Origin of the sequence: Nesterenkonia sedimenti (assembly GCF_012641515.1) — a bacterium.
In the GTDB taxonomy this organism is placed as follows: Bacteria; Actinomycetota; Actinomycetes; order Actinomycetales; family Micrococcaceae; genus Nesterenkonia; species Nesterenkonia sedimenti.
The window spans coordinates 45,353-60,481 of sequence record NZ_JABAHY010000003.1 but is presented as its reverse complement, the minus strand read 5'-3'; the positions used below and the strand labels follow the sequence as shown (position 1 = coordinate 60,481).

General features: G+C 64.7%; 12 protein-coding genes. 11 read left to right on the top strand and 1 reads right to left on the bottom strand.

Going from position 1 to position 15,129, the window contains the following annotated elements; all coding sequences use genetic code 11:
- Positions 1-94 precede the first annotated feature (94 nt).
- On the top strand, positions 95-3,652 hold the full coding sequence (locus tag HGQ17_RS04665) for a proline dehydrogenase family protein (protein WP_168886816.1): 3,558 nt from the start codon (positions 95-97) through the stop codon (positions 3,650-3,652).
- Positions 3,653-3,700: 48 nt separating this feature from the next.
- Positions 3,701-5,098, top strand: a complete 1,398-nt coding sequence (locus HGQ17_RS04660; RefSeq protein WP_168886815.1) for a serine hydrolase domain-containing protein — start codon at positions 3,701-3,703, stop codon at positions 5,096-5,098.
- On the opposite strand, the gene HGQ17_RS15825 is transcribed toward HGQ17_RS04660, so the two are convergent.
- Entirely contained in the window at positions 5,068-5,190 is a 123-nt protein-coding gene (locus HGQ17_RS15825; RefSeq protein ID WP_407670751.1) for a hypothetical protein, read from the bottom strand. The genes HGQ17_RS04660 and HGQ17_RS15825 overlap by 31 nt on opposite strands.
- On the opposite strand from HGQ17_RS15825, the gene HGQ17_RS04655 reads away from it, so the two are divergent.
- The 9 genes from HGQ17_RS04655 to gatA all read left to right on the top strand — a co-directional run bounded on the left by HGQ17_RS04655 (position 5,151) and on the right by gatA (position 15,121).
- Entirely contained in the window at positions 5,151-6,554 is a 1,404-nt protein-coding gene (locus tag HGQ17_RS04655) for an amidohydrolase (protein ID WP_407670750.1), read from the top strand. The genes HGQ17_RS15825 and HGQ17_RS04655 overlap by 40 nt on opposite strands.
- Before the next feature lie 61 nt (positions 6,555-6,615).
- A complete protein-coding gene (locus HGQ17_RS04650) occupies positions 6,616-7,569 on the top strand; it encodes a siderophore-interacting protein (protein ID WP_229503316.1) in 954 nt (317 codons plus the stop codon).
- A 29-nt stretch (positions 7,570-7,598) separates the two neighbouring features.
- Positions 7,599-8,498: a biotin--[acetyl-CoA-carboxylase] ligase gene (locus HGQ17_RS04645; RefSeq protein WP_168886812.1), complete on the top strand. Its 900-nt coding sequence runs from the start codon at positions 7,599-7,601 to the stop codon at positions 8,496-8,498.
- Positions 8,499-8,705: 207 nt separating this feature from the next.
- A complete protein-coding gene (locus tag HGQ17_RS15670) occupies positions 8,706-10,235 on the top strand; it encodes an outer membrane protein assembly factor BamB family protein (protein WP_168886811.1) in 1,530 nt (509 codons plus the stop codon).
- Between the two features lie 54 nt (positions 10,236-10,289).
- Complete coding sequence (locus HGQ17_RS04635; protein ID WP_168886810.1) at positions 10,290-10,910, top strand: hypothetical protein; 621 nt, start codon at positions 10,290-10,292, stop codon at positions 10,908-10,910.
- A 16-nt stretch (positions 10,911-10,926) separates the two neighbouring features.
- Positions 10,927-12,195, top strand: coding sequence for an adenylate/guanylate cyclase domain-containing protein (locus HGQ17_RS04630; protein ID WP_168886809.1), 1,269 nt, complete (start codon positions 10,927-10,929; stop codon positions 12,193-12,195).
- A 178-nt stretch (positions 12,196-12,373) separates the two neighbouring features.
- Entirely contained in the window at positions 12,374-13,153 is a 780-nt protein-coding gene (locus HGQ17_RS04625) for a PP2C family protein-serine/threonine phosphatase (protein ID WP_168886808.1), read from the top strand.
- A gap of 122 nt (positions 13,154-13,275) precedes the next feature.
- On the top strand, positions 13,276-13,572 hold the full coding sequence (gene gatC, locus HGQ17_RS04620; RefSeq protein WP_168886807.1) for an Asp-tRNA(Asn)/Glu-tRNA(Gln) amidotransferase subunit GatC: 297 nt from the start codon (positions 13,276-13,278) through the stop codon (positions 13,570-13,572).
- A gap of 7 nt (positions 13,573-13,579) precedes the next feature.
- Complete coding sequence (gatA, locus tag HGQ17_RS04615) at positions 13,580-15,121, top strand: Asp-tRNA(Asn)/Glu-tRNA(Gln) amidotransferase subunit GatA (RefSeq protein WP_168886806.1); 1,542 nt, start codon at positions 13,580-13,582, stop codon at positions 15,119-15,121.
- The last annotated feature ends 8 nt before the right edge of the window (positions 15,122-15,129 follow it).

Here is a 15,129-nt window from a genome sequence, read left to right as displayed (position 1 = left end):
ATCGAATCAAAGACAGTCAATGCCTACTCTGGAAAGAGGTCCAGCCCGCAGGGTTCAGTCCAGGGCCGCGAAAATCCAGGAGAGGACGAAGCTGATGAGCGACACCACTTCCACCGAGCAGAACGTCCAGCAGGAGCTGAACCGGCTGGCCGATGGGGCAGTGCAGAAGGTCACCACCTGGCTGCAGAAGACCCAGGCCTCCGGAATCAAACCCCATGCCTCGGCCAAACGCCTCTCCCAGGTGCTCGCCCATCCCACCGGCCTGGACTTCACCGTGGGATTCGTGGACCGAGTCATCCGCACCGAGGACACCAAAGCCGCTGCCAAAGCGCTCAACGAACTCGGTGAGCTCGCCCCCGACACCCTGGACAAACTCGACCGCGCCCAGATCCAGGCCGGCTCCGCCGCCGGGCGGATGATGCCCAATGTTGTGGTCCCCACCGCGCGGAACCGGATGCGCTCAATGGTCGGCCATATGGTGGTCGACGCCCGCGACAAGCAGTTCGGCAAAGCCGTCAAGCAGATCAAGAAACAGGGCAACCGGCTGAACATCAATCTCCTGGGCGAGGCAGTCCTCGGTGAGGACGAGGCCGATAAGCACCTCGAGGACACCGTTCGCCTGCTGCGCCGCGAAGACGTGGACTACGTCTCCATCAAGGCATCCTCCATCGCCAGCCAGATCTCCATGTGGGGCTACGAGGAGACCGTTGACTACGTGGCCAAACGGGTCACCGCGCTCTACACCGAGGCCGCCAAGGCCCCGGTGGGCACCAAATTCATCAACCTGGATATGGAGGAGTACCAGGACCTGCGGCTGACCATCGCCGTGTTCAAACGCCTGCTCTCCCTGCCGGAACTGAAGAACTATGAGGCCGGCATCGTCATCCAGGCCTACCTCCCCGATGCCCTGGCCGCCGTGCAGGAGCTCACCGAATTCGCCAATGCGCGGGTCGACGACGGCGGCGCCGGCATCAAGATCCGCCTGGTCAAAGGTGCGAACCTCGCCATGGAGCGGGTGCACGCTGATATCCACGACTGGCCAGTGGTCACCTGCGAATCCAAAGAGGCAACTGATGCGAACTACAAGCGGGTGCTGCACTGGCTGCTGACCACCGAGCGGATGCGCGGAGTCCGGCTCGGTGTGGCCGGACAGAACCTCTTCGACATCGCCTTCGCACATCTGATGGGCGTCGAACGCGGGGTCACCGACCGCCTGGAGTTCGAAATGCTCCAGGGCATGGCCGCAGAGCAGCAACAGACCATCCGCGAGGACGTCGGCGAACTGCTGCTCTATGTCCCCGCCGTCCGGCCTGAGGAGTTCGACGTCGCCGTTTCCTATCTGGTGCGCCGGCTGGAGGAGAACGCCGCCAGCGAGAACTTCATGTCCGGAATCTTCGAACTCTCGGTGGACAGCAACGGTCAGGGCAGCGAGATCTTCCGCCGCGAGGAGGCCCGGTTCCGCAGCTCAGTGAGCACCCTGGCGCAGATCATCGCCACAGACGGCGAGACCCCACCGGCAGCCAACCACCAACAGGACCGGCTGGCCGAGGAGAGCAACGAGCCCGGAGACTACTCCGCCGGGATCCCTGAGTTCCGCAATGAACCCGATACCAACCCCTCCCTGGAGGCCAACCAGCGCTGGGCTGAAGAGGTCGTGGCACGGGCGACCCCCGAATGGCTAGCTCAGCAGTCCTTGCCGGAGAAAGTGGCCGCTGAGGAGGTCGACGCACTGGTGGAGAAGGCCCGGGCTGCCGGCGAGGAATGGGCCGCACGCCCTGCCGCTGAACGGGCCGCGATTCTCTACCGGGCCGCAGACATCATGGCCGCCCGCCGCGGGCACCTCGCCTCCGTGGCGGCAGCCGAGGTGGGCAAGGCAGTCGCCCAGTCGGACCCCGAGATCTCCGAGGCCATCGACTTCCTGCGCTACTACGCCCACAGCGCCCTGGCCCTGGAGGAGGTCGAACACGCCGAGTTCACCCCCGACAAACTGGTGATGATCACCCCGCCGTGGAACTTCCCCCTGGCGATCCCCACCGGCGGCACCGCCGCAGCACTGGCCGCCGGTGCCGCAGTGATCCACAAGCCGTCCAACCCCACCCCGCACTGCTCCATGGCACTCCTGGAGTGCCTCTGGGACGCAGGGGTGCCCCGCGAGGTGCTGCACGGGATCTATCCCGATGAACGCGATGCTGGTAAGAAACTGATCTCCCACCAGGGTGTGGACCGGATCATCCTCACCGGCGCCTCGGAGACCGCCGCCCTGTTCCGCTCCTGGAAACCGGAGCTGAACATCAACGCCGAGACCTCCGGCAAGGATGCCCTGGTGATCACTCCCTCGGCCGACCGTGACCTCGCCGTCGCCGATCTCGTCTACTCCGCCTTCGGGCATGCCGGGCAGAAATGCTCAGCGGCCTCCCTGGGCATCCTGGTCGGCAGTGTCTACAGCTCTGAACGATTCCGCCGCCAGCTGGTGGATGCCGCGAAATCCCTGGTGGTGGACTGGCCGCAGAACCTCTCGGCCACTGTGGGCCCTCTGACCGAACTGCCCAGCGATAAGCTCAAGCGCGCCCTGACCACCCTGGAACCGGGGGAGGAGTGGCTGGTGGAGCCCAAGCAGCTCGATGACACCGGCCGCCTGTGGAGCCCCGGGATCAAAGCCGGGGTCAAACCCGGCAGCTTCTTCCACCTCACCGAGGTCTTCGGCCCCGTGCTGGGGCTCATGGAGGCCAAGGACCTCGAAACCGCCATCGAGTACCAGAACCAGACCGAGTTCGGCCTCACCGGCGGTATCCACTCCCTGGAGACCGAAGAGGTCGCCCAGTGGCTGGAGAACGTCGAAGTCGGCAACGCCTACGTCAACCGGGGAATCACCGGTGCGATTGTGCAGCGCCAGCCCTTCGGAGGTTGGAAGGCATCCTCGGTGGGGCTGGGCTCCAAGGCTGGTGGCCCAAACTATGTGATGCTCTTCGGCACCTGGAACGACGCCGTCGACCCCACCAAGGTTGTCGAGCCAGAGGTGAACAACCAGATCGTGGAGGATCTTCTGCACACCGTAGAGGTGGAATCCCTGGCCGGGCCCGAAGCCTTCGAGGCACTGAAGGTCGCCGCCACAGATGACACCCACTGGTGGGCTCAGGAATTCGGCGTGGCCAAGGACCCCACCGGCCTAACTTCGGAGGCCAATATCTTCCGCTACCGGAAGGAAGAGGTGCTGCTGCGCCTGGCCCCCGGTGCTCGCAGCAAGGAAGTCATCCGTGTGCTGCTGGCCGCGGCTGCAGCCGAGGTCAACCCCGTGATCTCCTACCACCCCGATGCCGATGACCGGGCAGTGAAATCACTGAAGACCCTGGCCAAGCGGCGCAGCGTGAAACCGGTGAAGGAGGACGATGAGGAGTTCGCCGAGAAGCTGGCCTCCGGAGAGTACGACGCCGGCGTCGGCATCCGAGTCCGCCACCTGGGGGAGATCAGCCCCGAGCTCCGCGAGAAGGTCGCCCACCGTCCCGAGGTCGCTCTGCTGGACGATCCCGTCACCCATTCAGGCCGGGTCGAGTTGCGCCACTGGGTCAAGGAACAGTCGGTCTCGATGACCCTGCACCGGTTCGGCAACGCCTCCAAGCACTTCCACCGGCTGGCCGATCAGCTCAAGGGCTGAACCGGGGCATATGCTCGAAGGGTGTACCGCACTCGATGAAAGGCGAGCATGAGTTTCGACCCGATGCCCACCCTCCGCAGTATCGCGCCCTATCTCAGTGACTGGGCAAGCTTCCAGGCCGAATACCGCGGGGTGGTGGGCTTTCAGCTTGCCGTCGCACGCGGCGATGAGCTTCTGGTCAACCACGCCTGGGGCGAGGCCAATGCGGAGACCGGGGAGAAGCTGACCACCGACCACCTGTTCCGCATCGCCTCACATTCGAAGACTATGACCAGTGTGCTGGTCTTTCGACTGGTGGAACGCGGGGCGCTCCGGCTGGACGACACTATCGGGCAGCACATCACCGAACTGGCCGAGAGCCCAGTGGCACCGGTGACCATCCGCGAGCTGCTCGGCCATCAGGGCGGCATCATCAGGGACTCCTCCGACGGCGACTTCTGGCAGCGGCACCATGACTTCCTGGACCGGGAGGAGGTCATCGACGTCGCCCGCCGGGAGGCGGTTGTCTTCGAACCCAACCTGCACTTCAAGTACACCAATATCGGGTACAGCCTCCTGGGACTCATTCTTGAGTCAGCCGGCGGTGCCAGCTATCAGCAGCTCTGCGAGGAGCATCTCGTCCAGCCGCTGGGACTGACCCATTCCGGTGCCGAATACGATCCGGAACGAGCTGAGGAATATGCCGCCGGACACACGGGGCTGATCACCCCCACAGACCCCCGTCGAGTGGTCCCCCATGTCGACACCCGCGGGATGGCGGCTGCCACCGGCTGGTACTCAACTGCAGCGGACCTGACTCGCTATGGGGCTGCCCATGTGATGGGCAATGAATCGCTGATCAGCGATGCCTCCAAACGACTGATGCAGCGGCAGGAGTCCACTATCGCCGTCCGCGGCAGAGAAGTCGGCCGCTACGGGCTCGGGCTGGCCCTGGACAAAGTCGGTGACCGCGAACTGGTGGGGCACTCCGGCGGATACCCGGGACATATCACCATCACATTCATCGACCCCAAAGATGGTCTGGTCGTCTCCGTGCTGACCAATGCAGTCGATGGACCCGCAGGAGCCCTTGCCCGCGGGGTCATCCAACTGATCGACCTCGCGATTAAGGCCGCCCAGGAGGAACCGGAGCTGGTGCCTGAGGATCTGCGGTTCAGCGGCAGATTCGCCTACCTCTGGGGCGTCTTCGACGTCACCGATCTCGGTGGGATCCTTCATATGATCAATCCCCGCCTGCCGGATCCCGCACAGGCCAGCAGTCGTATTCAGGTTAAAGACGGCAGGCTGATCCACGAGGAAGTCCCCGGCTTCGCCAACCCCGGTGAGCCGGTTAGGGTCACCCGCGATGACGCCGGGCAGATCCGCTCTGTACGATTCGGGGCCCAGAGCACCTGGCCCATTGAGAACTACCGTGCCTACCGTGACGAGAGGACCCTGAGTGAGTGAGCTCCTGCTGACCAATACGCGTATCCCCGGCGAAACTGGAGAGTACGACCTCCTGATCCGGGCGGGGAGTGTCGCTGCCGTCGAGCAGGCAGGGACAGTCACAGCACCGGAGGCAGAGGCAGTGAACCTCAGCGGTCGCTGGGTCATCCCCGGGCTGTGGGACCACCACGTGCACTTCGACCAGTGGACCATTCAGCAGCAGCGCATTGACCTCTCGGCCACAGAATCCGCCGCTGAGGTGGCCCAGCTGGCCGCCCAGCATGCCGCAGACCGCAGCGAACCCCTAGTTGGCTTCGGCTTCCGGGACGGGCTCTGGCCCGATACCCCCAGCCGCGAAGCCCTGGATGAGGCAACCGGCAGTCTCCCAGCGGTCATGATCGCCGGGGACCTCCACTGCGCCTGGCTCAACACCGCCGCAGAAGAGATGCTCGGAGTCCGGGCCGAAGCCGACGGTGTCATCCGAGAAAACGACTGGTTCCCCGCATTGGAACGCCTCCAACAGTCGGTGACCCTCACCGCCGAGCAGTACCAGCAGACCGCACAGGCTGCCGCAGCCAGGGGAGTGGTCGGCGTCGTCGATTTCGAGAACACCGACAATATGGTGGCCTGGCCCCAGCGGGTTGCCGATGGCGTAGACCAACTCAGGGTTGAGATCAGCGTCTGGCCCGACCGGCTCGACCAAGCCGTGGCCGCCGGACTGAAGACCGGCGACCCCGTCGGAGACAGCGGGCTGATCACCATGGGGCCGCTGAAAGTCATCTCGGACGGCTCCCTGAACACCCGCACCGCCTGGTGCTGGGACTCCTACCCCGGGATTGACCCCGGCCACCCACACCCCTGCGGAATGGCCACTGTGCCCGCCGATAAACTCGTCGAACTCCTGCGCACCGCCCGAGACAATGGGATCGCCGCAGCCATCCACGCCATCGGGGACCGGGCCAATACCGTTGTCCTGGACGCCTTCGAAAGCCTCGGCATGACCGGGGTCATCGAACACGCCCAGCTGCTCAAGGATGAAGACCTGCCCCGCTTCGCCGATCTGGGCCTGACCGCCTCCGTACAACCCGAACATGCCATGGACGACCGCGACGTCGCCGATGCCTACTGGGCAGGACGCACCCAGCGGGCCTTCCCCCTGCACTCCCTGCTGGAACTCGGTGTGGAGCTGCGGCTGGGCTCGGATGCACCGGTGGCACCCCTTGACCCCTGGGTGGCGATCTCAGCAGCAGTCCACCGCTCCCGCGGTGAGCGTGAGTCCTGGCATCCCGAACAGCGGATCAGTGTCCAGGCCGCGCTCGCAGCATCCACCCGAGGCCGGGACACCGTCCGCGCCGGTGACCTCGCCGACATCGCAGTCATCGAGGCCGACCCCTTCACCTGTGACCGGGACCAGCTACGCCAGATGACGGTTGCGGCCACCCTGGTCGGCGGGCGATTCACCCACCGCGAGATATAGGTGCACCTAATACCGGTCCGCATGAATTTCGGTATACAGTTATCTCCTAATGCCAGCCACCATGACAGCGCCAGTACCCACCCGTGCCTTCCGCACCGAGGTGGCGCGCACTGAGATACTCACCCCCCACTTCCTGCGGGTCACCGTCACTGCTGAGGACCTCCAGCACTTCGGACCGGCCGGCGGCACTGAGATCGCCTGGGATCAGCGCATCAAACTCTTCCTGCCTCGCCCCGATGGCAGCTACCCCGAGATAGGGCTGCTGGCAGATCCCGCGCCTCCGGTGATGCAGTGGTACAACGCCTGGCGGCAGCTGGATGAGACCGAACGTAACCCCATCCGGACCTACACTGTGCGCAGCATCCGCCACTCACAGCGTGAGGTGGATATTGACTTCGTGCTGCACACTCACGATGACGGCAGCTCCGGTCCCGCCGCCTCCTGGGCGGCCAATGCCCAGCCCGGTGCTGAACTGATCATCATTGGACCCGACCGGCGGGCCGCCGAATCAGGCGGCGGCATCGACTTCACCCCAGGCAGTGCGCGCAACCTCCTACTGGCAGGGGACGAAACCGCAGCACCGGCGATCTGCGCCATTCTGGAGTCACTGCCAGCCGACTACACCGGGCACGCCTACCTCGAAGTCCCCACTCTCGAGGACAGTCTCCAAGCAGTTGAGACCCCCTCCGAGGTCAGCATCACCTGGCTGCCGCGCGAGGGCGCACCACTGGGCAGCAAACTCCAAGAGGCTGTCCGCAGCTGGGGCGCCAACTGGCAGCGACGGCTGCGCGCAGTCCCCGAACGCACCCCAGGCGACCGTGAGATTCCCGAGCTGGGGGAGGAGGACCTCCTCTGGGAGGTCGCCCAGCCCCAGGAATTCAACGACTACGCATGGCTGGCAGGGGAAGCCGGAGTCATCACCGGGCTGCGCCGACACCTAGTCAAAGAACTCGGGCTCTCCCGGAAGCAGGTCAGCTTCATGGGCTACTGGCGCCAAGGCCGACCAGGAGCCTGAACCCCGCATGCAGTAGGTTTGCTCATGTGATGGGTGAACCGAACGCTCTGGACAATCCCCTGGATATGGACCAGCTGCAGGCCCGGCTGGTCGAGACCGGGCTGTTCAGCCGACTGGTCAAAGTCGAATCCACCGGCTCCACCAACGCCGACCTCCTGGCCGCGGCCGCCGAGGCTGACTTCACCGAAACCTGGCCCCACCTCTCTGTGCTCACCGCCGAGGAACAGACCGCAGGGCGCGGGCGGATGCAGCGCGGTTGGGCTTCACCGCCGGGAACCACTCTCTCCACCTCTGTAGTGCTGCAACCCAGCCTGCCTCCGGAACAGCGCCACTGGCTCAGCCTCGCCGCCGGCCTCGCCCTGATCGGTGTGCTGCGCCGCCACGGCATCCCAGCCAGTATGAAATGGCCCAATGATGTCCACGTCCACGGCCGTAAAATTGCCGGCATCCTCGCCATGGTGCCGCCCGAGAACCCCCAGACTGTCATCCTCGGCTGCGGAATCAACGTCTTGCAGACCGCCGAGCAGCTGCCGGTTCCCACCGCCACCTCCGTGCTGCTGGAACGTCCGCAGACCACCGGCACAATGCGCACCGAACTGCTGGCAGCCTGGCTGACCGATTTCGCCGAACTCATCCACCGCATCCAGGGCGAAGGCGATATCGATCCCATCCGTGAAGACATCATCGCAGTCATCGGAACTATCGGTGAGGAAGTTCGCGTCGAACTGCCCGACCAAACCGCGGTACGCGGACGGGCTACCGCCGTGGAACCAGACGGGGCCCTGACCATTGAGGTGACAAGCCGTCGTCGTACCCCATTGGATGCCGAAGCCGGGGGAGGACCAGCCCATCTCTGGGAGACGGTGGCCCCATACCGGCAGTCGTTCAACAGCGGAGATGTGATCCACCTGCGCTACGATGCCGCCTGAGAGGTCATTGGATAAACGCGGAACGGAACGTACATCGTGGCTGATGAAGAAGTGAAGACACCTAAACGCCGCTGGCTTCCCGGGCCAAAGGTGTGACTGGCAGCTGCCGCTGTACTCGCACTGATCGGGGGGTTCATCGGTTTCAGCGAAGACCGGCGCACCGCCGTGCTCGGCTGGGCAGGATTAGCCTGCGGCCAGACCGTGCAGGTGGCTGAACAGACTGACGACGACGCCGTCTGGACCGCCTGGGAGCACTACCCCGAGAGCATTGATGAAGAGCATTTCGAGCTGGTTGACCCCGCCGCCTATGACTACGAGGTGGAGCCAGAGGAGTACATCACTGCGGTGGAGGAGCTCGCCGAGCAGCTCGATGCCACCCCCATCTACGGTTCAAGTCTCACCCATGAGGAGGTTCCGCCCGGTTACACCACCGAGCGGGTCGCCCGTGAACAGATCATTGAATCTGTTGACGGGGTTCTCTTCACCCACTGGAGCCGATGGGATGAGGACCGGGACTTCCCTAGGAAGGCATCGATCATCACCCCCGAGAAGATCGCTCAGCAGCGGGCCGAGGGTGCGGAAGTCTTGGAACCGACACTGACCCTGGGGCATGACGGTGCAGTCCAAGACCCCGGCTGGCCGCGGGTGCTCTCCGCTGGTGAGGACAACATTGGCCTCGAGATCCCGATTCTGCGCTCGGATATGGGACCGGGGCGCTCACCACAGGTCCATGTGCTGAGCTTTGACCGAGAAACTGGCCAAGAACAGGACTGCATCCGCCTCGGCGAACCCTGGCGCAATCCCATGGCAGACCGCGGCTACACCTTACCGGCCGATGGAGAACGGGTTCGGGTTGATGATGAAATCACTGCGGTTCTCCACGGGGCCAACCACGATCCGGCAACGGTCTCAGCGGTGGACCTCACCACGGGAGAGGTGGCCTGGGAGGCCGATATCCCCGGGGTGCCAAGACTGGATCTGGTGCATACCGCGGCGTCGATCCCCGGTGAGCTGCTGATGGTCAGCCCCTATGGCATCAACTCAGCCGCCTACAGCAGCGAGTATCGCGACCTCATAGGCGAGACCGGACCAGGCAGTCTCAGCCCGGGCTCCCGAGAAGGGCATGAGGAGCTGGGCATCTATGCCCTCGATGCCGAAACCGGGGAGCAGCTCTGGCAGTACCCCGAGGATGAGAACACCTTCGCCCTGTTGGTTGAGACCGCTCCCGAAGCCCTCAACGGCCAGGGCGGCATTTTGGTAGCTGAACCCCAGGAGGTCGAGGAGGACGAATTTGCTTCGGCGGAACTGGTGATGCTGGACACCGACGGGGAAGAGGTCTTCCGGATTGAACATGTCATGGCCGGAGAGGAGACCGGCTACCCCTCCGGGACCACCGTGATAGGGGACCGCCTCTTTGTCAACGATTCTCGCTGGGACGCGGACTACCGGGTAGTTGACCTCAACACCGGAGAGACCACCTGGGAATGTGATTTCGCCACTGATGGTCCATGCCCTGTCAATACCTTCGACGTGATCAGTGAAGGAATGGTCCAGATCCAGACAGAGTTCGACGGTGAGGTGAACCCCGGCGGAATCTTTGACCCCGTCACCGGTGAGACCACCGATTTCGACGTCGTCGAGAATGTACCCGGTGTGCGCATCTCAGAGGTGGGCGATGACTACCTTCTGATGTGGTGGATCGGGGCCGGTGTGATCCAGGAGCGGAACGGAACGTAGACTAGAGGCTCCAGCTTCACACGGTGGGCAGCGATCAGAACAGGAGGGTCAGGTATGTTGCTCAAGCTCGTCGATGGCGAGCAGGTCATCATCCGCACCCGCGCTCACCACCGAGCCCTGCTGCCGGCTGCGATCAATCTCTTGGTGACCATCGCGCTGATGAGTTTCCTGCTGGGGTACATCTCCCGGGGAACCCAGCCGGAGTTCATCCAGCACTACAGCCATCTCGGCTCCTTTCTGATCTGGACCGGCGGACTGCTGACCCTGGCCTTCGGCACCGTCAAACCACTGATCATCTGGTTGAACCGCTATACCTTCCTGACCACCGAACGGATCGTGCAGAAGAACCTCATCGGAGCCGCCCAGGCAGCAGTGGTGCCCCTGGGGCTGACAACCCAGGTTGAACTGCGCCAGTCCCAGATGCAGTCGGTGGCCGGAAGCGGAGACATCCAGATCGTCCACGGCGCCCACGGAACCTTCCAGCGCACCACGCTGCGCGAGATGCCCGACGCCGAACACTTCAACACTCTCATCGGCGAACAGCTGGCCGAATACCGCCGCCGGCAGCAGGCCGGGGCCTATGCGGCCCAGCAGGCATATGCTGCCCGCCAAGCCCAGATGGCGTCCCGTGGAGACGTCCACGGCGCGTCCTTCGGGGGCCGCGGTGGGTACTGACCCCAGGCGGGACTATATGGCCGATGAGACCGGGGAGATCACCCGGCTCAGTGAGCCCGGGGCCTACACACCCGATGAACTCGCCGAAGCCAGGGGCGACTGGTCCGATTTCCACTCAGCCAAGACTTCCCCGCAGACCAGCCCGATCCCGCAGGTCAACACTGCCGAGGAGCGAGGCTTCCTGCCCTCCGAGGCGAACTCCGCCACCGCACCCATCCCCAAGCCGAGCATGCAGGAGAGGGAATGGCACCGCAATATCCGACAGCTGGAGCAGCGGCTGCTGGGGGCCGAGCGGACTCTGACCTACCGGCAGATGGCCGAACGGATGGGAGTCTCCACCCGATCGGCCCGGAAGCTCTGGCGCGCCCTGGGATTCCCCAACCTCGACGACGACGTCAAAGCCTTCACCGAGGCCGATGCCGAATCCCTAGCCCAGATGGTCCAACTGGTCCGCGAGGGACACCTCAATGAGGAGACAGCGATCTCCCTGACCCGCTCGGTGGGTCAGATGACCGACCGAATGGTGGTCTGGCAGATCGAAGCCCTGGTTGAGGACAAGATCGCCAATGAGCAGTACTCCGACGCCGAGGCCCGCAGCCACGTGGTCGAAGCCCTGCCCCAGCTTGTCGGGCCCATCCAGCAGCTGATGGGCTACGCCTGGCGGCGCCAACTCTCAGCCGCCCTGCAGCGGCTGACCGTCCGCGTGGAATCCGGCCTGGCATCAGTTTCCCGAGGGCGGGACGGCTCCGAACCCGATGCGCCTCTGCCCCTGGCCCGGGCGGTGGGCTTCGCCGATCTGGTCTCCTACACCTCTCTGTCCCGCCAGATGAGCGAACGGACTCTGGCGCAGATGGTGCAGCGCTTCGAATCCACCTGCGCCGAGATCATCTCCATCGGCGGGGGACGACTGGTCAAAACAGTGGGCGATGAAGTCCTCTATAACGCAGAGACCCCGGAGGCCGGCGCAGAGATCGCCCTGGCCCTGGCCGAGGCCATCGCCGCCGATGACATGCTTCCCGAAGCCCGGGTCTCAGTGGTCTGGGGGCGGGTTCTGTCCCGGATGGGGGACATCTACGGACCCACGGTGAACCTTGCTGCCCGGCTGACCGCCCTGGCCGACCCCGGAACCATTCTGGTGGACGCCTCAACGGCAGCCTCCCTGGAGGCCAGTGAGGACTACCTGCTGGTGCCGCAGCCACCCCGGGTAGTGCGCGGGTTCGGGGAGGTGGCCCCCAGCATGCTGCTGCGCTCCTCCCCGCGGTATGGCGGATTTGATAGAGGATGAGGCAGCAGCGTTGCGCGATGCCGACTTCATGGTGCGAAGCTCGGCGCCACTGCAGCCGAGCGAGAGGCGGCGGGACGGGAACCGTGACGTCGGGACCCGTGGGATGCTGGGCATTGCACGGGCCACGTCACGGCGTGCCCGCCGCCGGGACAAGCTGTGACAAGATAGACGGGTGACGATGAACGCTGAGAAGCCTGAGGGTACAGAGGAGCCCCGAGTTCCGTACGTGGAGTATGGCTACGGCTCCCATGTCGGGCTGCGCCGCGAACTCAACGAGGACTCCTTCGTCGTCACCGACACTCTCTTCGCCGTCGCAGACGGTATGGGCGGCCACGAGGCCGGCGAAGTCGCCTCCTCCTTGGCCGTTCAGGCCCTGGCCGAGGGTTGGGAGGCCGCCGAGGGCAAAGTCACCCAGGAAGATGTCCAGCGATTCCTCGACGACGCCGATTCCCGCATCCGGGAGGCCACCGACTCCAAGGCCGGCACCACTCTCTCCGGTGCTGTGGTTGTCGAAGCCGAAGACACCGACGCAGGTGAGACCCCCGAGGGCCAGTGGCAGTGGCTGATCTTCAACATCGGTGACTCCCGTACCTACCTGCTCAACGACGGCGCCCTCATCCGCCTGACCCGGGACCACTCCCAGGTGCAGGAACTGATGGACTCCGGGATGATCACCGCCGAGGAGATGCACTCCCACCCCCAGCGCAATGTCATCACCCGGGCACTGGGTGCAGGGGATATGTGGGGTGCAGATTTCAGCACCGCCACCGTGACTCCGGGCCAACGTCTGCTGGTGGCCTCCGATGGGCTCACCGGTGAGCTCACCGATGACCAGATCGCGCAGATCCTCAATGCCGGGCGCAACGCCCAGGAGACTGTGGACTGGCTGATCCACCAGGCCCTGCGCCACGGCGGCCGGGACAATGTGACCGTCATCCTGGTCGATGTCACCAAGTGACATCCCACCCCGGGGGCATTAAAGAGCAATAATCCCTGGTGGGCCCGGGCCACTGATCCTCAGCCGATAGGATGAACGGCGAGAAGATTCTGATCCCCAAAGAAACCCGATGAGGGAGTTGCATGGCTGACATCTCGCGCGCCGACGTCGAGCATCTGGCAAAACTCGCCCATATCTCGATGAGTGAGGCCGAACTGGAAAAGATGACCGGTGAACTGGGGGTGATCGTCGACTCGGTCAAAACCGTTCAGGAGGCAGCCGGTGAGGACATCCCGGCCACCAGCCACCCGGTGGCGCTGACTAACGTCTTCCGTGAGGACGTCATCGGCCACACCTACACTGCCGAGGAATCCCTGGCCAACGCCCCCGATGCCGAGGACGGCCGGTTCAAGGTTCCCGCAATCCTGGACGAGGAGTAAGAAGACGATGACGACGACGCCGCATTCCACAGACCTCATCCGCCTCACCGCCGCCGAGATGGCAGCGAAACTGCGGGCAGGGGAAATCACCTCGGTCGACCTCACCCAGGCCCACCTGGACCGCATCGAGGCAGTTGAACCCACCCTGAATGCCTTCCTGCACGTCAGCGCCGAGGAAGCACTGACCACCGCAGCCGAGGTGGATAAGATCCGCGTCGCCGGGGGAGCCGAGGCCGAGAAGCTCCACCCCCTGGCTGGTGTTCCGATCGCGATCAAGGACCTCATCGTCACCAAGGGTCAGCCCACCACCGCAGCCTCGAAGATCCTCGAGGGCTGGATGAGCCCCTATGACGCCACCGTGGTGGAGAAGATTCGGGAGGCCAAGCTGCCCATCCTGGGTAAGACCAACCTCGACGAATTCGCCATGGGCTCCTCCACCGAGCATTCGGCCTTCGGCCCCACCCGCAACCCCTGGGACATCGAGCGGATCCCCGGCGGCTCCGGCGGTGGCTCCGCCGCGGCAGTAGCAGCCTTCGAAGCCCCGCTGGCCCTGGGTACCGACACCGGCGGTTCCATCCGCGAGCCCGGTGCCTTCACCGGCACAGTCGGCACCAAGCCCACCTATGGCGGAGTCTCCCGCTACGGTGCGATCGCCATGGCCTCCTCCCTGGACCAGATCGGTCCGGTCACCCGCACCGTGGAGGATGCAGCCCTGCTGCATGAACTCATCGGCGGTCACGATCCCAAGGACTCCACCTCCCTGCCGGAGCCCGTTCCGGCACTGGTCGATGCCGCCCGCACCCACGATGTCGCCGGGAAGAAGATCGGTGTCATCAAGCAGCTGGCCACCGGTGAGGGCTACCAGCAGGGTGTGCTGGATGCCTTCAACTCCTCCCTGGACGCCCTGCGCGAGGCAGGGGCGGAGATCGTGGAGGTCGACTGCCCCAGCTTCGACTACGCCCTGGGTGCCTATTACCTGATCATGCCCTCGGAGGCGTCATCGAACCTTGCCCGCTATGACGGGGTCCGCTACGGCACACGCGTACTGCCCGAGGAAGGTCCGCTGACAATCGAACGGGTGATGGGAGCAACCCGCGCCGCAGGCTTCGGCGAAGAGGTCAAGCGCCGCATCATCCTGGGCACCTACGCCCTTTCGGCCGGCTACTACGACGCCTACTACGGCTCGGCCCAGAAGATCCGCACGCTCATCCAGCGGGACTTCGACGCCGCCTTCGAACAGGCCGATGTGCTCATCAGCCCCACCGCACCCACGGTGGCGTTCAAGATGGGTGAGAAGACCGACGACCCCATGGCCATGTACCTCAACGACATCGCCACCATCCCGGCAAACCTCGCCGGAATCCCCGGAATCAACGTCCCCGCCGGTCTCAGCGATGGCCTGCCGGTGGGCATCCAGTTCCTGGCCCCAGCCAAGGAGGACGCCCGGGTCTACCACGCCGCCGCTGCCCTGGAAGAGCTGCTGGGCGGCAAGGGCGAGGTCATCTGGCAGCAGATCCCCGATCTGGCGTCATCGTCCGTGGATGTGTGAGGAGAGAA

What these genes read in the sequence shown, in the direction of transcription:
- HGQ17_RS04665 (WP_168886816.1), top strand. Translation starts at nt 95, where the DNA reads ATGAGCGACACCACTTCCACCGAGCAGAACGTCCAGCAGGAGCTGAAC.
- HGQ17_RS04660 (WP_168886815.1), top strand. Translation starts at nt 3,701, where the DNA reads ATGAGTTTCGACCCGATGCCCACCCTCCGCAGTATCGCGCCCTATCTC.
- HGQ17_RS04650 (WP_229503316.1), top strand. Translation starts at nt 6,616, where the DNA reads ATGACAGCGCCAGTACCCACCCGTGCCTTCCGCACCGAGGTGGCGCGC.
- HGQ17_RS04645 (WP_168886812.1), top strand. Translation starts at nt 7,599, where the DNA reads ATGGGTGAACCGAACGCTCTGGACAATCCCCTGGATATGGACCAGCTG.
- HGQ17_RS04635 (WP_168886810.1), top strand. Translation starts at nt 10,290, where the DNA reads ATGTTGCTCAAGCTCGTCGATGGCGAGCAGGTCATCATCCGCACCCGC.
- HGQ17_RS04630 (WP_168886809.1), top strand. Translation starts at nt 10,927, where the DNA reads ATGGCCGATGAGACCGGGGAGATCACCCGGCTCAGTGAGCCCGGGGCC.
- HGQ17_RS04625 (WP_168886808.1), top strand. Translation starts at nt 12,374, where the DNA reads ATGAACGCTGAGAAGCCTGAGGGTACAGAGGAGCCCCGAGTTCCGTAC.
- gatC (WP_168886807.1), top strand. Translation starts at nt 13,276, where the DNA reads ATGGCTGACATCTCGCGCGCCGACGTCGAGCATCTGGCAAAACTCGCC.
- gatA (WP_168886806.1), top strand. Translation starts at nt 13,580, where the DNA reads ATGACGACGACGCCGCATTCCACAGACCTCATCCGCCTCACCGCCGCC.